Below are 20,329 nucleotides of genomic sequence, written 5' to 3'. Positions count from 1 at the left end.
CTACACCGGACGCCCGTGCCGCCGGGTGCGGAACGCCCGTACGAGGAGGCCGAGCAGGCCCGCGTTCGCCAGCGCGCACAGCGCCACCCAGACAGCGAAGAGCGGCGGGCCGGTCCAGTCCGCCGAGGGGTCGATCCCGGGCGAGGGGGCGAGGAAGGCGACGGCGCTGAACGGCAGGGCGGCGGCGAAGGGCCAGATCGCGGCGAAGCCGGGGTCCGGGGTCAGGTAGACGCAGTACAGGAAGTATCCGAGCGCGGACCCGGCCACCACGAGGTAGCCCCGGGAGAGCCAGTTGTCCGTGGCGAGGGTCAGCCAGGCCCGGAGCCTGCGTGGGCGGGGGCGTGTCGTGGGCGCCATGTTCGTCCCTCTCCGTGCGGCCGGTGTGCGGCGGGCTGGAGTACGGGTACCCCGGCGGGCGGGGGATCAGCTCCGCACGGACCCAGGAGGCGGCCGGGGTCATCGGGCGGTGAGGCCGAAAGCATCAACTGAGCTGTTGATCAAGGGAGATGAAGATCCGCGTCACCGTTGCGCGGCCACGAGTGACGCTTCTACGGTTGACCGTGGCGCCGCACGCGCCGTCTCCCCCACCTAGGAGCCCCCGTGCCCGAGCAGCAGCCGCTGGTCCTCGATCCCACCGGTGCCGATCACCACGCCGAGCACCGGGCGCTGTACGCCCGGGGCGCGGCCACGCAGGTGGACATCCTCGGTGTCACGGCCTGGTCCGTGAGCGACCCCGCTCTCCTCAAGGCCCTCCTGACCAGCCCGGACGTCTCCAAGGACCCGCGCGCCCACTGGCCGGCCTTCGCCGAGACGGCGCCGACGTGGCCGCTGGCGCTGTGGGTGGCGGTGACCAACATGTTCACGGCGTACGGCGGCGATCACCGCAGGCTGCGCCGCATGGTGGCCCCCGCGTTCAGCGCCCGCCGGATCGCCGCGCTCCAGCCGGTGATCGAGTCGATCGTGACCGGTCTGCTGGACGACCTCGCGGGCCGCCCCGACGGCGAGGTGGTCGACCTGCGCGAGGACCTCGCGTACCCGCTGCCCATCACCGTGATCAGCAGCCTGATGGGGGTGCCGGAGGTGCACGCGCCGGAGTTCCGCGCGGCGGTGGACGGCGTCTTCGACACGACGCTCACGGTGGAGCAGGCGACCCAGAACACCCGGGCCCTGTACAAGATGCTGGACGCCCTGATCGAGGCGAAGCGGGTCACTCCGGCCGACGATCTGACGTCGGCCCTGATCACGGCCCGCGACGAGGAGGGCGCCGGCGACGCGCTGACCCACGAGGAGCTGCGGGACACCCTGCTCCTGGTGATCAGCGCCGGTTACGAGACGACGGTGAACGTGATCGACCAGGCGGTGACCACCCTGCTGACGGACCCGGCGCAGCTGGCGCACGTCCGCGCGGGGCGCGCGGACTGGAACGACGTGGTCGAGGAGACCCTGCGCCACGAACCGGCGGTCAAGCATCTCCCCCTGCGGTACGCGGTCCGCGACATCCCCCTCCCCGACGGCCGCCGCATCCTCGCGGGCGAGCCGATCCTCGCCTCCTACGCGGCGGCCAACCGCCACCCGTCCTGGCACGGCGAATCGGCCGACGCCTTCGACGCGACCCGCACGGTGAAGGACCACCTGGCCTTCGGCCACGGCGTCCACTTCTGCCTGGGCGCTCCGCTGGCCCGCCTTGAGGTGAGCACGACGCTACGGCACCTGTTCGACCGCTTCCCTCAACTCGAACTCGCAGTTCCCACCAGCGAGTTGCGCCCGGTGCCGTCCCTGATCAGCAACGGGCACAGGAGCCTGCCGGTGCGGCTGGGGCGGGCAGCGCGGTGAGGCGGGCCCCGGCAGCGCCGGCCTCACCCTGACCGCCACCGGTCCCGGCCGTCGGAGCCGGGACCGCACACCATGGACGTGCCCGCCCGGGTGACCCCCCTGGCCCCGGCGGGCGCGCAGAAGGACCCGGGGTGGACGGTCCCGACACCGCCTCCGCCGGACGACGACCGCCCGCCGCCCCCGACCGTTCCGGACGAGCCGCCGGTCCCTCCCGAGGTCCCGCCGGTTCCCCCCGACGCGCTGGAGGAACCTCCCGTCGTTCCGGACGATCCTCCCGACGACCCGGTGTCCCGCACGCGGTCGTCGGTACGGTCCCGGTAGTCCGGGGTGCCGTCGGCGTCCCGGTCGGCGAGGGAGGGTCCGGTACGGGAGCACCCGGCCCGGGGGTCGGTCAGCCCGAGGGTCACCCGCGCGGTGACGGCGTCACCCTGGGCGGGGTCCTGCTCGCACACGCGCCAGGTGTCATGACCGCCGTCCGGCAGCGCGTCGTTCAGGTACCGCGACTCGGCGCGGATCGCGTCCTCGTCCACCCCGAGACCGGTCAGCGCCTCCACGGACGCCTTCCAGGTCATGCCCGTCAATCGCGGCATCGTGGGCCAGGGGATCTTCTCCCCGTCCTTGCCCGGACAGGGTTCGCCCGCCTTGACGGCGGCGAGGGAGAGCACCTGTCCCGCTCCCTCGCGCCCGGCCTTCTGGAAGCAGACGATCCAGCCGGACCGCAGGACGATCGCCCGGTGGTCCGCCGAGGCGTCGTGGCGCCGCGTGGCGTAGCCCGCCCGGCGGGCGGCGCGCTCCGCGGCTTCGAGGCGCTCGCCCCGCAGGTCCGGCGCGCTCGGCTCGGCGGTGCGGCTCGGCGAGGCCGTCGGGCTCGGCGTACGGGCACCGGCCGGCTTCGCGTCGGCCTTGCTCGCCCCCTCCAGCTGTCCGCCGAGACCCGCGCCCGTCATCAGCAGGAACAGCGCCCCGACGCTCGCGCCGAGCTTGGCGTACCAGCGCCACGGCGGCAGGAACCAGAGGAGCCCGACGGCGGCGACCAGCACGAGGAAGCCGAGCGGGAAGCTGAACGCCCCGACGATCGTGACCAGCGCGAGGAGTCCCAGCCCGGCCGGGGTGGTCTTCCACCACGGCCTCCCGGACGCGGCCCGGCCTGGCGTGGAGCTGTACGGATTCACGTCGAACCGCCCCCTGTTTCGGATAGGTCGAATTCGCCGGAGCCTAGTGAGGTGTCGACCCACCTGTGGGGGTTTTCCCGTACGGTTCACCCCCGCCGTCCCCCACCCCGACCTCCGCCCATACCGTCTTCCCCGGCCCCTCCTTCCGGAGGTGCCAGTCCCAGGCCGCGGCCAGCCCGGAGACCAGGACCAGCCCTCTCCCGCCGGCCCTCGGCTCGCCCGGCCGGGGCGGCATGCGCTCCCCCTTCGTGTCGGACACCTCGATCCGTGCCGTCCGTGAGGGCGGAGCCGTCAGGGACAGCCGGACGTGGAAGTCGCGTCCGGGCACGTGCCCGTGCCGCACCGCGTTGGCGGCCAGCTCGGCCGTGATCAGGACGATGTCGTCGTGGGCGTCGGTGCCGTAGGGGACGCCGTACTCGTGGAGGCGGATCGCGACCAGCCTGCGTGCCAGGCGCGCCCCACGTGCCGTGGACGTGAAACGCATGGCGAAGTCGGTCCCCGAGTGACGCACGGGAACACCGAGGTTGCTCATCATGGGCTCCACGCTCCCGTCGATGGCATAGCGTGACCAGCGGTGACGCACTGACGCGAGCCGGTTGTACGCGGAGCGGCGGCGCCGGTACGCGCGGTACGGCGTGACTGGCGTCCGCGCGCGGGCGTTGGTCCGGGGAGGCGGTGAGGTGATGGCGGAGACCGAGAGCGGCGCGGGGCCCGACAGCGGCGGTACGCGCATGGCGGACAAGACCGCGCAGGGGGTCGTCGCGGCGTTCGGACAGACCATGAAGACCCTGCGGTTGCGGGCCGGGATGGAGCGTCAGGAACTCGGCAGGCGGCTGGGCTACTCGGCCGCCACGATCGCCTCCTTCGAGCAGGGACGCCGCATCCCGTCACCCCGCGCGATCGACGGGGCCGACGAAGTGCTGGCCGCGGAGGGCCTGTTGAAGCTCTGGAAGGAGGAGCTGGAACGGGCGCAGTACCCCGTCTTCTTCCAGGGCATGGCGCAGTTGGAGAAGCAGGCGCTGGAACTGCTGGAGTACGACGCTCTCCTGATCAACGGCCTTCTCCAGACCGAGGATTACACGCGCGCGCTGTTCGCCATGCGGCGACCGGCCCTCGACCCAGACACGGTCGAGCAGCGGGTGTCCGCCCGGCTGGCCCGGCAGGCCGTCTTCGACCGGCGCCCGACGCCGCTGCTGAGTTTCGTCATGACCGAGGCGGTGCTTCGGCACCGGTACGGCGGCAAACAGGTGCTGCGCGGTCAGTTGGAGCACCTGCTCCTGACGGGACACCGACCCAATGTCGAACTGCAGGTCATGCCGGTCGAGTGCGAGGACAACGCGGGCATGGGCGGACCCTTCACGGTCGTCACGCGCCTTGACGGCAAGCGGTTCCTCTATGTGGAGGCGCAGGCGACCAGCAAACTGGAAACCGATCCCGAACAGACGAGTCTCGCCGCCGCCCGCTATGGGATCATCCGTTCGCAGGCTCTCACCCCGCGAGAGTCATTGAACTTCATAGAGAAGTTGCTGGGAGAGCTATGAACAGCATCGAGCCCCTGGCCTGGTTCAGGAGCACCTACAGCGACACCGAAGGCGGCCAGTGCCTCGAAGTCGCCCTCGGCACCGGCATCGTGCACGTCCGTGACTCCAAGGCCCCGGCCGGCCCCGTCCTGAAGGTGTCCCGCTCCGCGTGGGCCGGGTTCGTCCGCCGCACCCCCGCGGAGCGGTACACCTGACGTCCGCCGGGTCAGGAACCGACGGTCAGCACCAGCTTGCCGGTCGTGCGCCCGGTCTCCCCCTGCTCGTGCGCCTTCGCGGCCTCCTCCAGCGGGAACACCGCCTCGACGTGGGCCCGCAGCGCCCCGGACGCGGCCAGTTCGGCGACCGCCTTCATCCCCTCCTGGTCCGCCTCGACGAGCAGCGTCTCCACGCGTACGCCGCGCTCCCGCGCCTTCTCCGCCTCCTCGGGGTCGGTGCCCGGGAGCAGTGAGACGAGCACGCCGCCGGGGCGCAGCACGTCCAGCGAGCGCACGCGCGTGTCACCGGACATGGGGTCCAGCACCACGTCCACGTCCTGGACGGCGTCCCGGAAGTCGCCGGCCCGGTAGTCGATCACCTCGTCCGCGCCGAGCGAGCGCACGAAGTCGTGCTTGGGCTCGCTCGCCGTGCCGATGACGTACGCCCCGCGGGACTTGGCGATCTGCACCGCGAGGTGGCCGACGCCTCCGGCGGCGGCGTGCACCAGCACCCGCTGGCCGGGCTGGACCCGAGCGGTGTCCACCAGGGCCTGGTACGCCGTGAGCGCGGCCAGCGGCAGCGCGCCGGCCTGGACGTGGTCGAGGGAGTCGGGCTTGTGCGTGAAGGCGCGGGCGGGGCCGGTCACGTACTCGGCGTGGGAGCCGACGCCGTACGGGTAGGGCAGCATGCCGAAGACCTCGTCGCCGGGCTTGAAGAGGGTCACGCCGTAGCCGACGGCTTCGACGACGCCGGAGACGTCCCAGCCGAGGACGACGGGGAGGCGGTCGAGGAAGAGGCCGGTCTCGCGGTGCTTCCAGTCGGTCGGGTTGAGACCGGCGGCGCGGACGGAGACCAGGATCTCGCTGAGGCCCGGCTCCGGGCGGGGCAGCTCGGCCACCTTCAGGACCTCGGGGGTGCCGTACTCGTCCTGGCTGATGGCGCGCATGGTGGGGTGGTTCGTCATACGTCCAGGTTCGCCCGGACCGGCCCGGCGTACCATGGCATGAATGCCATCTTTCAACGGGATCGTGCCATGACCGCTCCGCATCGTGTCGTCGTCCTCGCCCTGGACGGGGTCTACCCCTTCGAGCTGGGCATCCCCAGCCGGGTCTTCGGTTCGGCCGGAGGCCGCTACGAGGTGTTGACCTGTTCGGTCGACGGCGGGCCCGTCGCCACCAACTCCGACTTCTCGGTGACGGTCGGGCACGGGCCCGAGGCGCTGGCGACGGCGGACACGGTCGTGCTGCCGCCGTTCGACGTCTCCATGGTCCGCCGCGGGCTGCCCGACGAACTCGCCGAGGCGCTCGCGACCGTCCCGCCCGGCACCCGGATCGTGTCGATCTGCACCGGCGCCTTCGTGCTGGCGGCCGCCGGGCGGCTCGACGGCCGCCGCGCCACCACCCACTGGTCCCTCGCGGACACCTTCCGCTCCTGGTTCCCGGCCGTGGAGCTCGACCCGGACGTGCTGTTCGTGGACGACGGCGACCTGCTCACCTCCGCGGGCGCGGCCTCCGGGGTGGACGTGTGCCTGCACGTCGTACGCCAGGACCACGGCGCCGCCGTCGCCAACAACGTGGCCCGCGCGTGCGTCGTACCGCCGTGGCGGGACGGCGGGCAGGCGCAGTACATCCAGCACCCGGTGCCCGAGGAGTCGGCCAACGGCACCTCGGCCACCCGGCAGTGGGCGCTGGAGCACCTGCACGAACCGCTGTCGCTGACCGAGCTGGCCGGGCACGCCAGGATGAGCGTGCGCACCTTCGCGCGCCGCTTCGGCGAGGAGGTCGGCACCAGCCCGGGGCGCTGGCTGATCCAGCAGCGGATCACCCGGGCGCGGCACCTGCTGGAGACCACCGATCTCGCGGTGGACGACCTCGCCCTGCAGGTCGGCTTCGCCACCGGCACCTCGCTGCGCGAGCACCTGCACGCGGCGATCGGGGTGACCCCGCTGGCGTACCGGCGGACGTTCCGGGGCACGCCCGTCGGCTAGCGCCGGACCGCGCCGGATTCGCGTCCTTGCAGGTCAGAGCGGATAGGGCCTATTCCCGGTGGAGCCATCGAAGTGTCGATACCGGACATCGGCCGCTTCATTGGTCCCGCTCCGGGCACCGGTCTACGGTCAAGCCGGGAGCCGGTGCTCCCGCCACCTCAGACTGCTTGGAGAGACCCCATGTCGAAGATCCTTTTCGTGGTGACCGGCGCCGACCACTGGACGCTGGCCGACGGCACCCGGCACCCGACCGGCTTCTGGGCCGAGGAGGCCGTCGCGCCGTACGAGGCGTTCAGGAAGGCCGGTGCCGAGATCGTCGTGGCCACGCCGGGCGGGGTCGTGCCGACCGTCGACAAGGGCAGCCTCGCGCCCGAGGTGAACGGCGGCCAGGAGGGCGCCGACCGGGTCGCCGCCGCGCTGGACGCCGCGGACGAGTTCCGGCACCCGGTCCGGCTGGAGGACGTGGACCTCGCCGGCTACGACGCCGTCTTCTACCCCGGCGGCCACGGCCCGATGGAGGACCTGGCCGTGGACGCCACCTCCGGCCGGCTGCTGATCGACGCCCTGGAGTCCGGCAAGCCGCTCGCCGTCGTCTGCCACGCCCCGGCGGCGCTCCTCGCGGCGACCCGCCCGGACGGCGGCAACGCCTTCGCGGGCTACCGGGTAGCCGCCTTCTCCGACGCCGAGGAGGCCCAGGCCGGCTTCGCCGACAAGGCCAAGTGGCTGCTTCAGACGCGGCTGCGCGAGGCGGGCGTCGACGTGCGCGTCGGCGAGCCGTGGGCGCCGAACGTCGTGGTCGACCGGAACCTGATCACGGGCCAGAACCCGGCGTCCTCCGCTCCGCTCGCGGCCGAGGTCCTGGGGCGCCTGAGCTGAACCGCAGGAGTGCGCCGGCGCCTCTCAGGCGCCGGCCGCCTCGCGGCTGATCCGCTCGAACTGCGCGCCCATGGCCTCCGACAGCGCCTGGGCGGCGGAGAGCGGGCGGACCATGACGGTGAAGTCGTCGATCCGGCCCTCCTCGTCGAAGTGGAGGAAGTCGCAGCCCTGGATCTCCCGCCCGCCGACGGTGGCGGTGAAGACGAAGGCGTGGTCGCGCCCGCCCGGGTCGGCGATCTCCCGGACGTACCGGAAGTCCTCGAACACCCGCAGCACCCCGCGCAGGATGGCGGCGGTGATCGCCTTGCCCGGGTACGGCTTGAAGGCGACGGGGCTGGTGAAGACGACGTCCTCCGCGAGGAGGGCCTCGATGGCGGCCTCGTCGCGGTTCTCCACGGCGGCACGGAAGGGATGCACAAAGGCTCCTTACTCAACAAGTTGAATAGGTGTGTTGGAGAGTAGAGTGAGGAGGTGAGCTTGCGCAATGCGGTGATGGCCACCCTCCTGGAGGGCGAGGCGTCCGGCTACGACCTGGCCAAGGGCTTCAACGCCTCGGTGGCCAACTTCTGGACGGCCACCCCCCAGCAGCTCTACCGCGAGCTGGACCGGATGGAGCGCGAGGGCCTCGTCAGCGCGCGGGTGATCCGCCAGGAGCGCCGCCCCGACAAGCGCCTCTTCTCCCTGACCGACGCCGGCCACGACGCCCTGCGCGCCTACCTCGCGGAGCCGCTCGGCCGCCCCACCGCGATCCGGGACGGCCTCCTGGTCAAGGTGCAGTGCGCCGACATCGGCCAACTCACCGCAGTCCGGGCCGACATCAGCGACCGGATGGAGTGGGCCCGCACCAAGCTCGACCGCTACGAGCGGCTGCGCGAACGCCTGCTGGCCGGGCGCACGGAGGACGAGTACCTGGCCGGCGCCGACCGGGTGGGGCCGTACCTCACACTGCTGCGGGGCATCGCCTTCGAGGAGGAGAACCTCCGGTGGGGCGAGACGGCGCTGCGTGTGCTGACGGCGCGCTCCTCATGAACTCCCCCGACCTCAACCTGCTGCGGACGTTCCTCGCGGTCTACCGCTCCGGCTCCTTCACGGCGGCGGCGTCCCTCCTGGGCCTCTCGCAGTCCACGGTGACGGCACAGATCCGCGCGCTGGAGCGCGGCATGGACCGGGTGCTCTTCGAACGCCTTCCGCGCGGTGTCGCCCCGACCCCGGTCGCCCACGACCTGGCCTCCCGGGTCGCGGCCCCGCTCGACGCGCTCGCGGCCGGGACGGCGGGCGAGACCGCGGCCGCCGGGCGGGCGGCGCCCGTCCATCTGGCGGGCCCGGCCGAACTGCTCTCGGCGCGCGTGCTGCCCGCCCTGGCGCCCCTGCTGGCGGCGGGCGTACGCCTGCGGGTCACGCCGGGCCTGACCGACCCGCTCCTCGACGAACTCCGGGCGGGCCGCCATGACTTGGTGATCGCCACCTACCGTCCGCGCGGGCGCACCCTCACCGCGGTGCCGCTGATGGACGAGGAGTTCGTGCTGGTGGCCGCGCCCGCCTGGGCCGACCGGGTGCGGGAACGCCTCGCGCGGGAAGGCCCGTCGGCCCTCCACCCCGTCCCGCTGATCACGTACGCGGAGGACCTGCCGATCGCCCGCCGCTACTGGCGGCACGTCTTCAACGCCCGCCTGACCCGCCCGGCCGCGGTCACCGTGCCGGACCTGCGGGCGGTGAAGTCCGCGGTGACCGCAGGGGCGGGGTTCTCGGTGCTGCCCCGCTACCTGTGCGAACCGGAGCTGGCCTCCGGCGCGCTCGTCGCGCTGCACAGCCCGGAGGACCCGCCGCTGAACACCGGGTACCTGGTCCAGCGCCCCGGGCACCCTGCCGACCCGGACGTGACCCGGGTGCGGGACGTGCTGCTGGACGCGGGACGCCGCTGGTGAGGGCGTCCCGGTCCGGCAGGGGGCGTCAGTTCTTCCCGGAACCGTACTCCCCGGCCAGCTCACGCAGCTCGGCCATGTCCTCCTCGTCGACGCCGAGCCGGGCCGCCGGGACCAGCAGCGCGCCGATCTCCGCACCCCGGTCGTGGTCCGCGAGGAACTGGGCGTAGTAGACGAAGGCGGTCTCGTCCTCCTGCCCGATGGCCTCCTTGAAGCGCCGGTCGGCCTGGTCCCACTGCTCCAGCTCCTCGTGGAGCAGGGCGAGGTTCAGATAGGCGTTCGTCTCCCCGTCCTCCTCGGCGGCGGCCTCGTAGTGGCGTACGGCCTCCTCGGGGGCACCCGTGTCGGCGAGGTGCAGCGCGTAGGCGAAGTGGGCGCCGGTGACGTCCTCGGCCAGGGCCTCGCGCAGGTGCGTACGCGCCGACTCCAGGTCACCGAGGGCGTGTTCGGTCTCACCGAGCACGGCGAGCACCGAACGGTGTCCGGCCTCCAGCGCCTGCTTCAGCCAGGGCAGGGCGTCCTCGTAGCGCTCCTCGTCGGCGAGGAGGCGGCCGAGGTTGCCGGCCGCCATGGTGTCGCCCCGCTCGATCGCCCGGCGCAGCAGGTCGGCGGCCTCGTCGAGCCGTTCCTCGTCCTCGCTGAGGAAGGCGCCGTAGTCGTTGAGCGCGCGGGGGTGGCCGGCGGCGAGCGCCTGCCGGTAGTACAGCTCGGCCTGCTTGCGGTCCCCCAGCTCGTCGGCGAGCACGGAGGCGATCATCAGGGTGACGTCGCGTCCGGCGTCGGCCGCCGCCCGGAGCGCCGCCAACGCCTGCTCGGGCCGCTCCAGTTCGACGTACAGCTCGGCCAGGGCCTCGAAGGCGGCGGCGTTGCCGCCCTTGGCGTCCGCCTCGACGGTCTTGAGCGCGGCGTCGATGTCCCCCCACTCGGAGACGAGTTCGAAGATCCTCTCCGCCACCTCGTCGTCGGGGCGGTCCCAGGCCCGCAGGTAGAGGGTGAGAGCGGCGGCGGGGTCACCGGCCGCGAGGCGCTGTCCGGCCTCGGCGGCCAGGTTGCTTTCTGTCATGGGGACATCTTCTCGGACGGCAGCCTCACCCGACGCCGCCACCCCTGCCCGGCCGCTCCCCCCTGACGGGACCGGTCTAGCGGGCCCGAGCCCGGCGTGGGGCTTCGGGGAGCCGTAGTGGCGGGCCGAAGTGGACGGGGACTCCGGGGGCGTACAGGACGCTCTCGGGTTCGCCGTGCGGCTCGGAGAGGCCGGCCGCCGTGACGGCGGACTCGTCGTAGCGGAGCAGCTCGCAGCGGGTGAACGTCCACCGGGGGTGGACGTTGGGCAGGTAGTAGCCGCGGCCCCGGACGCCGGCGTGGAGCCCCCAGCGGCAGGTGAGGAACTCCTCCAGCGCGTTCGCCGCGTACGGCTCGTGCGACACCTCGGCCCGTACCCGCGCGCCCGCGCCGGAACGGTCGCGCCGGAGGCTGTCGTAGCAGAGCACGGAACCGAACCGGCGTGCGCGGATACGGGCCCACCGGTACGGCAGCCCGAACACCGCCCGTGCCGTCAGCACCGGCAGCAGCCGGTCGCAGTCCAGGGAGCGGAACACCACCCCACGCCGCCCGAGGACGTCCGTGCTGTACAGCCGTACGTTCACCTCGCCGAAGCTGCCCAGGTACGGGATCGCGGGACCCCGGCCCAGGCCGAGGTGCTCCATGCGGAAGAAGACGAGGCCCACGTAGGTGCGCCCGAGGTGGAGGTCGGGGACCGTGCCGGGAGGCAGCAGCCGGGCCACCTCGTCGGGATCGGCGGGCCAGTGCAGGAACACCAGGTCGCGCCACCACTGCCGGAACAGCACCCGTGACAGCGGGCGCGGGGACAGCGGGGTGACGTCCTCCACGGGACCGGCGAACCGCCCGGACACCGGCGCGCCGCCCGTCACGGCACACCCCGCTCCGACGCGGCCGGTACCGCCTCGATCCCCTCACCGGGCCCGGGCCCCACGAACCGCGCGCCCGCCCGCATCCCCTCCACGACGGCGTCCACCGCCCGGGCCACCGTGATCCCCCGGGGCAGCGGCGGGACGGTGCCGGTCACCGCGCGCCCGGCGAACCCGGACTCCACATGGGGCAGGCAGACCTCCAGGACCCCCACACCGGCGCGCCGCAGCTCCCTGCGGGCGGCGGTGAGCCAGGTGGCCAGGGCGGACTTCGCGGCCGCGTAGTCCGCCATGCCGGCCGGCGCCGAGCGGGCGACCGTACCCGTGACGGCGGCGAGCAGGCCGCCGGAAACGACATGCGTCGACGCGGAGCGCAGGATCGCCATGGGCGCGAGCGCGTTCACCGCCATCAGGTGCTCCGCGACCGCCTCCCCGATCTCGCCGACCGGCCCGAACGCGGCCACTCCCACGCACACCACGACGGCATCGAGCCCGCCCAGCTCCCGCGCCGCCCAGGCCGCGATCCCCTCGGCGCCGTCGAGATCCCAGGCGTCGAAGGTCCGCGACGGGCCGGGCCCGCACCGCTCGCGCACCTGGGCGAGCTTCCCCGCATCCCGCCCCGCGAGCGCGGTCACCGCCCCGAGCCCCGCCAGCCGCTCGGCCAGCGCCGCGCCGATGTCACCGGTCGCCCCGGCGACGAGAATGCGTGCGCCTCGGATCTCCACACCGCGCCTCCCGTCCTGAACGCCCTGATGGATTTTCGCTCCGGGAGGCCCGGACGGATGCGCGGTGACGAAATCGCCGGACGCGGCGGCGGGCCAGGAGACGCCGCTACCGTCGCGCCCGGCGCATACGGACGGGCCCGCGCGCCTCGCCCTCCGCCACGGGCTCACCACCCTGGGTGACCTCGACCTCGCCGGCGGCGACCAGCCGCCAGGCGGCCCGCCGGACCGGCTCCATCAACGCCCGCCAGCCGTCGTCGTCCCCCTCGTGGACGGCACGCGCCACGTCGGAGGGGCAGATCGAGGCGCTCGCGGCACGTTGCTCCAGCAGGCCCATGATGGCCCGCTCCAGCCGCTGACCGTCCTGCCGGTCGGTGTCCGCCACCTCTCCAGTGTGGCACCGGACACGCGTGACGGCGCGTGCCGCACGGCGCCTCTTCCTCCAAAGCGCCCGCCGGAACCGTAGGAGGAAAGCGGACGCCCATGGCGACCTCATGAGGCGGATAGGCTGTGGCAGTTGCAGCGGCGTCCCCCCTCCACCCGTGCTGACACGGTGAGTTGTGCCCTGCGACGGTCGAGGCGTCGTCGGGCATGAGGAAGAGGCACTGTGCTGATAGCGGGCCGATACCGGCTGCTGGACGTCATCGGGCGCGGAGCGATGGGCGAGGTCTGGCGCGCCGTGGACGAGGCGCTGAACCGGCCTGTCGCCGTCAAGCTGATGCTCACCCAGAACGCGGACCCCACCGCGTCCTCCCGGTTCCGGCTGGAGGCGCAGACCGCCGGGCGTCTGGCCCACCCGCACGTGGTGGGCGTACGCGACTTCGGCGAGTTCGACGGCCATCTGTTCCTGGTGATGGACCTGATCGACGGCGACAGTCTCGCCGGGGCGCTCGCCGCCTGGGGAAGCCTCTCCGCGGAACGGGTCGCCCGCGTCGCCGCCGAGGCCGCGGACGGGCTGGCCGCGGCGCACCGGCAGGGCATCGTGCACCGGGACATCAAGCCCGCCAACCTCCTCCTGGACGCCGACGGAAGCCTGAAGATCGGCGACTTCGGCATCGCCCGCTTCATGGACGACCCCGGCAACGCGCTGACCGCCACCGGCCAGATCGTCGGCACCAGCCTCTACCTCGCGCCCGAACGCGCCCTGGGCCGCGCCGCCTGCGCGGCCTCCGACGTCTACTCCCTGGGCTGCGTGCTCTACCAACTCCTCACCGGACGGCCGCCGTTCCAGGCGGACTCCGCCCTCGCGGTGCTGCACCAGCACCTGGACGCCGTTCCCGTACCGCCCCGGGAGCACGGCGCCAGCCTCTCGCCCGCCTTCGAGAACTACCTGCTCAGCCTGCTCGCCAAGGAGCCCCAGGACCGGCCGACGGCCGAGGAGGCGGCGCACTGGTTCGCCCAGGGGCACTGGCGGGGAGTCCCGGCCGCCCTGCCGCACGAGCACACCGGCCACGGGACCGCCGTCACCGCCCCGGTGTCCGGCGCCCTGCCCGCCACGGCGGACACCGACTGGACGACGAGCGTGCACCGTGCGGTGCCCCGTCGCCCCAGCGCGTCACGCATCCGCCGTTCCCGGCGGGTGGCCGCCGTGGGCGTCGTGGCGCTGTTCGCCGCCGCGCTCCTCATCGGCATGAGCTGGTTCTCGCCGGACACCAGCACGGCGAAGCCGCCCCAGGCCGACCCGTCCGCACCCGCATCCGCGTCCCCCTCTGCCGCGTCCGCCCCGGCCGCCGGCACCGGGCTGCCTCCCGCCGAGCCGGACGACAAACACGAGAAGCCCCGCAAGCACGGGGGCGGGGACAAGGGGAAGCACTGACCGCTACGCGGGCTCCAGCACGGGCTTCGCCGGGAGCCCGCCGTTCCTCTCGCAGCGCAGTTCCTTGGCCATGGCGAGGGAGTAGGAGTGGGCGACGGTGGCGTAGGCCTTTTTCAGGCCCTCTACGTTGTCCTGGGGGTCCTTCGGCATTCCCCAGTACTCCACGCCGAGTGCGATGTGGGCCACATTGGTCGAGTCCAGCAGCCTGGGGCTCCGGCACGCGAAGAAGACGTACGCCTTCTCCGTCGCCGCCACGGTCCGCTCACCCATCTTCAGCACGGTGAACTTCGAGGCCGACGGACCCGTCGGGGCGTCGTTCTCCAGACTCCAGGTAACTCTGAGCCGAAAACTCCGTGTCCCGATGGGCTTGAAGATACGACAGGCGTCCTCTCTGCCGACTGTGACCGTCGGGAACACATCGACAAGGTCCGTCGCAGCCTGTGCGACCGTGTACTTCTCTGACGACGCCTCGAAGCGCGACGACCCCGTGATCACCTTGAGTGCCCTGGACGCGTCAGCGGAGATGGCATTGCCACCGCAGAGTTGCGTCCCCGAAACAACCTTGTAGTCATTCGGGAGGCCGTCGTTGCCCTCGTCCCCAGCACAACCCGTGGCACCGAGAAGCAACGAGCCCGCCATGGCTACGGCGAGAACTTCCCCCCGTACCGACCTACGATCGAACACTGTCCGCATCCTCACATGTCCTCGGCCGTCCACCGTCATCAGCCGGTCTCCGGGTCGTTGCCCTGCTGTCTCTCCCGGTCGTTGCCGACCCCGTAGCCGATCAACATCGACTCGAGGAGGTCCTCTTTGAATTGGTCCTCGACAACCCCCTGGCGGCTCAAGAACTCCCGCGTGGGGGCTTCGGCCATGCTTTCACCGGCGGAGTAGATTTTGATCTTCTCCTCCTCGGTGAGGTCCTCCATCTTCTCCTTGTGCTCGTCAACCGAACTGTCCGCGACATCGCCGATCACTTGTCCGATGAACTGCTCGGCAGCCCCGCTGGCGGTGTCGGTCGCCAGCGGAACGAGCACCGCCGCGGCGCCCACGGCCGCCGTGGCGGGCAGGAAGGCGACGCCCGCCGCGATCCCCGCCGTGGCCCCGAACTCGACCCAGCCGGCGCGCTTGGCGACGGCCTTCTCGTAGTCCTCGTGGGTCTTGAGGTTCGTCGCCTCCACCTGGTCGGCGCGGGACTGGTCGAGCATGCCCTGCACCTCGGCGCCCGTACGCACAGTGGCCCGGGCTGCACCCTCGCTGATCTTTCCGTCCGGCCCCACGGTCTCTTCCAGCGCACTGCGGGTGTACACCTGCTCCGCCGCCGAGACCGTCGCGTAGGCGTCCGGGTGCTGGCCAAGCGTGCTGAGGAAGCCCCGGACGACGCTCCGACCGTTCCCGTCCATGGTGTCCGCGAAGTCGACGTGTGCGTCCGGGTTCCTGCCCGGCGCGAAGACGCTGTCCGGATCGTTCTTGTCGAGCGCCCAGTTGATGTCGTCGATGTAGCCGGCGCCCATGACGCCCAGGCTGTCGGCCATGGCCGAGTGGTGCTCCTTGAGCAGGCCCGGGTCCGCGGCGTACTTCTCCATGACCTTCTGCATGATGGCGGCGTTGTCCGCGTCCCGCACCACGTGGGCGTCCGGATGTCCGGCCGGGTAGCCGAGGGTCGCCGCCTCCAGGGCGTGGCCGAGGGCGTCGGGCATCTGGTCGAGCGACGCCTTGTGTTCCTTGGGGTCGGTCGAGTTGACGTCGGGGAAGGACTCCCACTTCTCGTTGCCGAAGAAGTCGAGGTAGTTGCCGATCGCCTCGCCGTCCTTGTTCTTGCCGAGGTCGGCGGTGGCACCGTGGTGGACGGTGCCGTCCTCGTTGTACGCGGTCGGGGGATCGGCGAAGAACTTCTTCGCCGCCTCCGGGCTGTTGCCGAGCGCTTCGAGCATGGCGGTGGCCGGGTCGTACCCGGCTCCGTTCACACCGGAGGGGTTGAGGGGGTTCTTGATCCAACCGTTCAGTGTCTTGTTCTCGGCGAACATGAACGGGTCCTTCTGGTGCAGTTGCGCCACGTGTTCGGCGATCGGGTTGAGGAACTTCGCGTCGTAGTTCCCGTACCGCATGATCCCGCCGAGCAGTTGGTACCCGAACGGCCCGCCGTACTCGTGCTTGGCCAGCGGGATGCGCTCCGTACCCAACTTCCGCAGGTCCGGACCCCACTTGTCGCTGAACGCCTTGTCGTGGGAGGCGGTGGCCAGGTTGAGGCCGAGGTTCCTCTGGAGCTCCTGGACGTCCTTGAGGCGCTCCGGGTCGACCTTGCCGTACTCGGACGTGTCCCTGGCCAGCTGCCCGAAGAACGCGAGCGACTTCTCGGGGCCGAGCCTGCCGTAGAAGCCCGTGGAGAACTCGGCCGACGAACTGTTGTCCTTGAGCAGCTCGTTGAGCTGCTGGAGTTCGGCGTGGGTGAGGTCACTGCCCTTGGCCGCGAGAGCGGCGGCGCGGGCGGCCTCCTCCTGGTCCAGCTTCGTGTACGTCGGGGCGCTGAAGTCCTTGCGGTCGGTGACGTTGGCCTCAAGGGCGTTCTTGAGGGCGAAGTCGGTGTCGTTGCAGTTGTCGACGATGAGGTCGATCCTCTTCTGCCACGACTCGATGTTTGCTTCTCCTGTTGCAGAAGATCGCTGTAGTCGGGGTCATGATGCGCCATGGGGAACTCGGACAACGGCTTTCGCGCCGTCACCTTGCCCTTGCCGTCCACCCGCACACCGGCCGCAGGCCCCTCGTGGTCCCGGATGCCGACCAGGTCGTCCCGGGCCTTCTTGATGGCCGCGTATCCGTCCTCCAGGATGAGCTTCACCCCCCTGGCCTCGGCGGCGGCGTCCGTGAACTCCTTGACCGTCTTGCCGATGAACCCCTTGGTGACCCCGGCGTTGACGCCGTCCCAGGCCGCCCGGTCCGCCTTCGCCTTCATCCCGCGGGCGGCGTCGTCGGCGAGCTTCTCCAGCTTCCCCGCCATCTCCGCCCAGTCGTCGGCCGCGGCCTTCAGCTTCGCCACCGGGGCGTCGACGATGTCCTCGTACTTCAGCATGGCGCGCGCTCCCCCGAGCCCTATTTCATGTCGTCCGTGAGAACGGAGATCTGCGTCAGATCTCCCACGATCTTCACCTCGTCCCGCGCGTGCCGCGCCTTGCTGTAGTCGAGGTGATTCGAGATCTGCGCGCAGGAGTCCAGCAGCGTCTTCAGATGCGTCCGCCAGAGGTCGTGCACCTTCAGCACGGCCGAACCGCTCACGAAGTTCCCGTTGGTCAGCGCGGTCGCGGCGTCGAAGGTGGCCGGACGGGCGATGTCCCCCTCCTTGGCCAGCCGCCCGAGGAGGTCGTACGCGTCGTTGCCGACGGCCCCGAGATCGTCACGGTCGACCACCAGGTCGAACCCGCCGCCCCCGCCACCGCCCCCGTCGGCAGGCACGCTGTTGAGCCGCGTCGCACTCCGCTTGGCCGCCCCCTCGCGGAGTTCGGCCCATTCTCGCTCGAACGTCACGAATACCCCCAGGTCCATTCGTGCAGGCGACCTCACCCTGCTCGCGCGGCCGTGCGGACCGATCACTTCTCGCGTACCGGCAGCACCGCCAGTACCGCGACGACCGCCCGATGGTCCGTACCCGGCACGGTGCGCTCGCCGACGGAGACCCCCGCCAGACCGGAGCCGTGCAGCACGTGGTCCAGTTGGACCAGGGGCGGGACGAGGGCATGGCCGACGGGCCAGGTGCGCGCCCATCCGCGACCGAGTTCGGCATGGGTGTCCGTGAGGCCGGCCGCGAGCAGCTCCCGCATCGGGCTGTGGTCCAGTGAGGCGTTGAAGTCGCCCAGGAACACCGTGTCCGGGCCGGAGCGCCGCGCCACGGCGGCGAGGGCGGTCATGTCCCGCGTCCACCGCTCCGGGTCTCCGAGCGGGTAGAAGGTGTGGACGGCCACCAACTGCACCTGGCGCCCGCCGACTTCGACATGGGCGGTGGTCTGGGGCCAGGCGGTGTCCCCACGGGTCGTGGCGCCGTGGGAAAGGGGGAGCCGCGAGTAGATCGAGGAGTCGTCTTCGGGATGGGCCTCCCGATGGGGCATCAGCGCGGCGAGGCCCGCCCTGTCCAGCGCCCGCAGTCCCTCCGCGGGCGTCTGCTCGACGGCCAGCACGTCGATCCGCTCGGCGCGGACCAGGTCCACCACCGCACGGGCGTCCACGGCGCCTGCATCGGTGTTGAGGGTCACGACACGCAACTCGGCCGCACCCGTAGGCACGTACTGCCGCTCAGGCACGAACCGGGGTACCAGCAGGGCCACTTGAGCGACCACGACTACCGCGACGGCAGCCAGCACCCGACGGGAGCGCAACGCGGGGACAGCCGCCACCACGCCCAGCACCACCACGCCGAGGACGGCCGACCAGGGAAACAGCACCATGGGCACCGCGAGCGGCGTCCCCCGGTCGAGCCCGGTGAGCCGCACCACGAGCAGAGCGGCGGGCAGGGCGGCGAGAAGACAGCAGCCCAGCAGGGTCCACACCCGCCCGCGCCGGTCTCGTGACCGCCGCCGACGCGTGTCCGGCACGGCATCACCAACCGCCCTGCTCATGCGGCCTCGCCTCCGATCCGTACCCGGCGAGACACTCGCGGCCGCCGGCCTTCCGCACAGGGACGCCGACACCGGCCCGCCCGGTTCCGGGCGTTCGGACGCCGATACGGTGCCGCCCACCCGGCCGCCGGAACTCTCCCAGGTCAGGAGGGGTTCAGCACAGAAGATCCGAACGCCAGCCGCACCCGTCGGTGTCGCAGAGCAGATAAAGCAGGGCGGGGTGCGCGCTGGGACCCCTGCGCACCCCGGGTTCCCCGCACTCAGGACACGTTCCGCCCGGCAGCGGGCCCGGACGCCGGGAGACACGACCCCCCGCGGGCGAGACCTCCGACTCGGCGGCGCCGGGTTCCGGGACACCCGGATGTGCCGCCGTCACCGGGGGCCGGGTGGCGGCGCGCGCCACCGGTATCGCGAGCGTCAGGGACAGGAGCAGGGCGACGGCACAGACGGTGAGGCCGCCTCGGACGCCCAGCAGATCGCCGAGCAGACCGCCCGCCAGGGCGCCCACCACGATCCCCGCGGTGCCCAGGAACTGGTAGGCCCCGGCGGCCCGGCCCATGGACTCCTCGGGCACCCACCGGGTCAGCGCCGAGGCCAGCGCGATGTTCGTCACGGCGCCGGACAACGCGGCCGAGCCCAGGCTCACGGAGGCCACGACCAGCGCAGCGACCCCGTGGCCCTGGGCCAGCGGCATCATCGCGGTGGACACGGAACCACCGATCAGCCCGCCCGCCATCAGCCGGGCCTCGTCGACCCGTCGGCCGACCAACCGCGCTGCCAGCAGTGAGCCGCCCACGGCGAGAAGGGCGCGTACGGTCAGCGGCACGCTGTACGCGGCGACCGGCAGCCCCAGGGAGCCCAGCAGGTAGGGAGCGACGAGCGTCCCGGCGGCGACCGAGCAGGTGCCCTGCACCAGGAGGAACGTCATGAGGGCGCGCAGTACGGGCGTGGCGGACAGGACGCGTGTCGAGGTGCGGGCCTCGTGCAGGAACCGGCGCGCCGCCCCTGCCCGTGCCGGGGAGGAGGCCCGCGCGTTCTCCGGCTCCTTGCGCCCGACGGGGTGGGAGCGACGCAGGAGCAGCAGGCTCGACGCGCTGGCCAGGTAGGTCACCGCGTCGACGGCGAGGTGTGCCACCCCGCCGATCGCGGCGAAGAGCGGCCCGGAGACGGCGGAGCCGGCCACCTGGGCCGACGTCTGTCCGACCTGCAGCCGGGCCCGGGCCGGGGCCAGTTCGCCCGTCACGACCGTGCGGAGGTGGATGAAGTAGACCGACTCCATGACCACCGAGACGGTGCCCAGTGCCAGGTTGAGGCCCACCAGCCACCGGTAGTCCGCGAGCGATCTCCACATGCCGAGCGCGACCGCGGTCATGCAGCAGGCGCAGGCCAGGTCGGCGAGGACGAGCAGTCGACGCGGACGGCGGACCCGGTCGGCCAGTACCCCGGCGAGGAGCCCGAACAGCAGAGGGGGCACGCTGCCGGCGGCGGCGATGACACCCACCTGACCGGCGGAGGCGTGGAAGTGGGTGACGGCGATGGCCGACAGCGCGGTGGCGCTGAGTGTCGAGCCGAGTGTGGAGAGAACCCTGCCGCCCATGAAGAGCACGGCGTCGTGGTCCTTCGTCTTGGTCATATGGCCGTTCACTGGTGATGAGCCCGGGACGGGCGGCGGGGTGCCGTGTCGCACCCCGCCACCCGCCCACGCATGTCGCTCAGGTGTGCTTAGTTGCAGG

At 72.3% G+C, this 20,329-nt stretch carries 22 protein-coding genes and 1 pseudogene; 9 read left to right on the top strand and 14 right to left on the bottom strand.

Annotated elements, in window-relative coordinates; genetic code table 11:
- Positions 1-357 (bottom strand): hypothetical protein, encoded by a 357-nt coding sequence (locus ABZ898_RS14585; protein WP_361657493.1) that lies wholly within the window; start codon positions 355-357, stop codon positions 1-3.
- Positions 358-600: 243 nt separating this feature from the next.
- Between ABZ898_RS14585 and ABZ898_RS14580 the strand changes: the two genes are divergently transcribed.
- Positions 601-1,833, top strand: a complete 1,233-nt coding sequence (locus tag ABZ898_RS14580) for a cytochrome P450 (protein WP_361657490.1) — start codon at positions 601-603, stop codon at positions 1,831-1,833.
- A 23-nt stretch (positions 1,834-1,856) separates the two neighbouring features.
- Here ABZ898_RS14580 and ABZ898_RS14575 read toward each other — a convergent pair whose 3' ends face one another.
- Entirely contained in the window at positions 1,857-3,005 is a 1,149-nt protein-coding gene (locus ABZ898_RS14575) for a PASTA domain-containing protein (protein ID WP_361657487.1), read from the bottom strand.
- 43 nt (positions 3,006-3,048) lie between these two features.
- Positions 3,049-3,489 carry an ATP-binding protein gene (locus ABZ898_RS14570; RefSeq protein WP_361657484.1) on the bottom strand — a complete coding sequence of 147 codons (441 nt, stop codon included), beginning with the start codon at positions 3,487-3,489 and terminating at the stop codon, positions 3,049-3,051.
- A 199-nt stretch (positions 3,490-3,688) separates the two neighbouring features.
- Here ABZ898_RS14570 and ABZ898_RS14565 point away from each other — a divergent pair, with 199 nt between their 5' ends.
- Both ABZ898_RS14565 and ABZ898_RS14560 read left to right on the top strand, forming a co-directional pair.
- Complete coding sequence (locus ABZ898_RS14565) at positions 3,689-4,546, top strand: helix-turn-helix transcriptional regulator (protein WP_361657481.1); 858 nt, start codon at positions 3,689-3,691, stop codon at positions 4,544-4,546.
- Positions 4,543-4,740, top strand: a complete 198-nt coding sequence (locus ABZ898_RS14560; protein ID WP_361657478.1) for a DUF397 domain-containing protein — start codon at positions 4,543-4,545, stop codon at positions 4,738-4,740. The genes ABZ898_RS14565 and ABZ898_RS14560 overlap by 4 nt, the downstream gene beginning before the upstream one ends.
- A gap of 11 nt (positions 4,741-4,751) precedes the next feature.
- Here ABZ898_RS14560 and ABZ898_RS14555 read toward each other — a convergent pair whose 3' ends face one another.
- A complete protein-coding gene (locus tag ABZ898_RS14555) occupies positions 4,752-5,687 on the bottom strand; it encodes an NADP-dependent oxidoreductase (protein ID WP_361657739.1) in 936 nt (311 codons plus the stop codon).
- 87 nt (positions 5,688-5,774) lie between these two features.
- Here ABZ898_RS14555 and ABZ898_RS14550 point away from each other — a divergent pair, with 87 nt between their 5' ends.
- Complete coding sequence (locus ABZ898_RS14550; RefSeq protein WP_361657475.1) at positions 5,775-6,728, top strand: helix-turn-helix domain-containing protein; 954 nt, start codon at positions 5,775-5,777, stop codon at positions 6,726-6,728.
- Positions 6,729-6,908: 180 nt separating this feature from the next.
- Complete coding sequence (locus ABZ898_RS14545; protein ID WP_361657473.1) at positions 6,909-7,604, top strand: type 1 glutamine amidotransferase domain-containing protein; 696 nt, start codon at positions 6,909-6,911, stop codon at positions 7,602-7,604.
- Between the two features lie 24 nt (positions 7,605-7,628).
- Here ABZ898_RS14545 and ABZ898_RS14540 read toward each other — a convergent pair whose 3' ends face one another.
- Positions 7,629-8,021 carry a nuclear transport factor 2 family protein gene (locus ABZ898_RS14540; protein ID WP_361657470.1) on the bottom strand — a complete coding sequence of 131 codons (393 nt, stop codon included), beginning with the start codon at positions 8,019-8,021 and terminating at the stop codon, positions 7,629-7,631.
- A gap of 54 nt (positions 8,022-8,075) precedes the next feature.
- Here ABZ898_RS14540 and ABZ898_RS14535 point away from each other — a divergent pair, with 54 nt between their 5' ends.
- Both ABZ898_RS14535 and ABZ898_RS14530 read left to right on the top strand, forming a co-directional pair.
- Positions 8,076-8,633, top strand: a complete 558-nt coding sequence (locus ABZ898_RS14535; protein ID WP_361657467.1) for a PadR family transcriptional regulator — start codon at positions 8,076-8,078, stop codon at positions 8,631-8,633.
- Entirely contained in the window at positions 8,630-9,529 is a 900-nt protein-coding gene (locus ABZ898_RS14530; protein ID WP_361657465.1) for a LysR family transcriptional regulator, read from the top strand. Before ABZ898_RS14535 ends, ABZ898_RS14530 begins: the two co-directional genes overlap by 4 nt.
- A gap of 25 nt (positions 9,530-9,554) precedes the next feature.
- On the opposite strand, the gene ABZ898_RS14525 is transcribed toward ABZ898_RS14530, so the two are convergent.
- The 4 genes from ABZ898_RS14525 to ABZ898_RS14510 form a co-directional block, all read right to left on the bottom strand.
- Entirely contained in the window at positions 9,555-10,589 is a 1,035-nt protein-coding gene (locus tag ABZ898_RS14525; RefSeq protein ID WP_361657462.1) for a tetratricopeptide repeat protein, read from the bottom strand.
- Positions 10,590-10,665: 76 nt separating this feature from the next.
- Positions 10,666-11,457, bottom strand: coding sequence for a DUF2071 domain-containing protein (locus ABZ898_RS14520; protein WP_361657459.1), 792 nt, complete (start codon positions 11,455-11,457; stop codon positions 10,666-10,668).
- Positions 11,454-12,179 (bottom strand): SDR family NAD(P)-dependent oxidoreductase, encoded by a 726-nt coding sequence (locus tag ABZ898_RS14515; RefSeq protein WP_361657457.1) that lies wholly within the window; start codon positions 12,177-12,179, stop codon positions 11,454-11,456. Before ABZ898_RS14515 ends, ABZ898_RS14520 begins: the two co-directional genes overlap by 4 nt.
- A gap of 106 nt (positions 12,180-12,285) precedes the next feature.
- The gene (locus ABZ898_RS14510; protein ID WP_361657454.1) at positions 12,286-12,561 is read right to left on the bottom strand and encodes a DUF3253 domain-containing protein; all 276 of its coding nucleotides are present in this window, start codon (positions 12,559-12,561) and stop codon (positions 12,286-12,288) included.
- Between the two features lie 222 nt (positions 12,562-12,783).
- On the opposite strand from ABZ898_RS14510, the gene ABZ898_RS14505 reads away from it, so the two are divergent.
- Positions 12,784-13,992: a serine/threonine-protein kinase gene (locus tag ABZ898_RS14505; RefSeq protein ID WP_361657451.1), complete on the top strand. Its 1,209-nt coding sequence runs from the start codon at positions 12,784-12,786 to the stop codon at positions 13,990-13,992.
- Positions 13,993-13,995: 3 nt separating this feature from the next.
- On the opposite strand, the gene ABZ898_RS14500 is transcribed toward ABZ898_RS14505, so the two are convergent.
- Both ABZ898_RS14500 and ABZ898_RS14495 read right to left on the bottom strand, forming a co-directional pair.
- The gene (locus ABZ898_RS14500) at positions 13,996-14,715 is read right to left on the bottom strand and encodes a hypothetical protein (protein ID WP_361657448.1); all 720 of its coding nucleotides are present in this window, start codon (positions 14,713-14,715) and stop codon (positions 13,996-13,998) included.
- A pseudogene (locus ABZ898_RS14495) lies at positions 14,715-16,975 on the bottom strand (hypothetical protein). Before ABZ898_RS14495 ends, ABZ898_RS14500 begins: the two are co-directional and overlap by 1 nt.
- Here ABZ898_RS14495 and ABZ898_RS14490 point away from each other — a divergent pair.
- Positions 16,878-17,099: a hypothetical protein gene (locus tag ABZ898_RS14490; protein ID WP_361657757.1), complete on the top strand. Its 222-nt coding sequence runs from the start codon at positions 16,878-16,880 to the stop codon at positions 17,097-17,099. The pseudogene ABZ898_RS14495 and the gene ABZ898_RS14490 sit on opposite strands and share 98 nt — an antisense overlap.
- Here ABZ898_RS14490 and ABZ898_RS14485 read toward each other — a convergent pair.
- The 3 genes from ABZ898_RS14485 to ABZ898_RS14475 all read right to left on the bottom strand — a co-directional run bounded on the left by ABZ898_RS14485 (position 17,080) and on the right by ABZ898_RS14475 (position 20,229).
- A complete protein-coding gene (locus ABZ898_RS14485) occupies positions 17,080-17,511 on the bottom strand; it encodes a hypothetical protein (RefSeq protein WP_361657445.1) in 432 nt (143 codons plus the stop codon). The genes ABZ898_RS14490 and ABZ898_RS14485 overlap by 20 nt on opposite strands.
- 62 nt (positions 17,512-17,573) lie before the next feature.
- A complete protein-coding gene (locus ABZ898_RS14480; protein ID WP_361657443.1) occupies positions 17,574-18,596 on the bottom strand; it encodes an endonuclease/exonuclease/phosphatase family protein in 1,023 nt (340 codons plus the stop codon).
- Positions 18,597-18,750: 154 nt separating this feature from the next.
- Positions 18,751-20,229, bottom strand: coding sequence for an MFS transporter (locus ABZ898_RS14475; RefSeq protein WP_361657440.1), 1,479 nt, complete (start codon positions 20,227-20,229; stop codon positions 18,751-18,753).
- Positions 20,230-20,329: the final 100 nt, after the last annotated feature.

This window comes from Streptomyces sp. NPDC046860, assembly GCF_040645115.1.
Classification (GTDB): domain Bacteria; phylum Actinomycetota; class Actinomycetes; order Streptomycetales; family Streptomycetaceae; genus Streptomyces.
Note: the sequence above shows the minus strand (reverse complement) of the source record. Positions and strands in the feature narration are given on the sequence as shown.

Bases quoted from the DNA above. Each gene is read 5' to 3' on its own strand.
- ABZ898_RS14585 (WP_361657493.1), bottom strand. From the start codon at position 357: ATGGCGCCCACGACACGCCCCCGCCCACGCAGGCTCCGGGCCTGGCTG.
- ABZ898_RS14570 (WP_361657484.1), bottom strand. From the start codon at position 3,489: ATGCGTTTCACGTCCACGGCACGTGGGGCGCGCCTGGCACGCAGGCTG.
- ABZ898_RS14565 (WP_361657481.1), top strand. From the start codon at position 3,689: ATGGCGGAGACCGAGAGCGGCGCGGGGCCCGACAGCGGCGGTACGCGC.
- ABZ898_RS14560 (WP_361657478.1), top strand. From the start codon at position 4,543: ATGAACAGCATCGAGCCCCTGGCCTGGTTCAGGAGCACCTACAGCGAC.
- ABZ898_RS14555 (WP_361657739.1), bottom strand. From the start codon at position 5,687: ATGCGCGCCATCAGCCAGGACGAGTACGGCACCCCCGAGGTCCTGAAG.
- ABZ898_RS14550 (WP_361657475.1), top strand. From the start codon at position 5,775: ATGACCGCTCCGCATCGTGTCGTCGTCCTCGCCCTGGACGGGGTCTAC.
- ABZ898_RS14545 (WP_361657473.1), top strand. From the start codon at position 6,909: ATGTCGAAGATCCTTTTCGTGGTGACCGGCGCCGACCACTGGACGCTG.
- ABZ898_RS14530 (WP_361657465.1), top strand. From the start codon at position 8,630: ATGAACTCCCCCGACCTCAACCTGCTGCGGACGTTCCTCGCGGTCTAC.
- ABZ898_RS14525 (WP_361657462.1), bottom strand. From the start codon at position 10,589: ATGACAGAAAGCAACCTGGCCGCCGAGGCCGGACAGCGCCTCGCGGCC.
- ABZ898_RS14500 (WP_361657448.1), bottom strand. From the start codon at position 14,715: ATGACGGTGGACGGCCGAGGACATGTGAGGATGCGGACAGTGTTCGAT.
- ABZ898_RS14490 (WP_361657757.1), top strand. From the start codon at position 16,878: ATGAACCCCTTGGTGACCCCGGCGTTGACGCCGTCCCAGGCCGCCCGG.
- ABZ898_RS14480 (WP_361657443.1), bottom strand. From the start codon at position 18,596: ATGAGCAGGGCGGTTGGTGATGCCGTGCCGGACACGCGTCGGCGGCGG.
- ABZ898_RS14475 (WP_361657440.1), bottom strand. From the start codon at position 20,229: ATGACCAAGACGAAGGACCACGACGCCGTGCTCTTCATGGGCGGCAGG.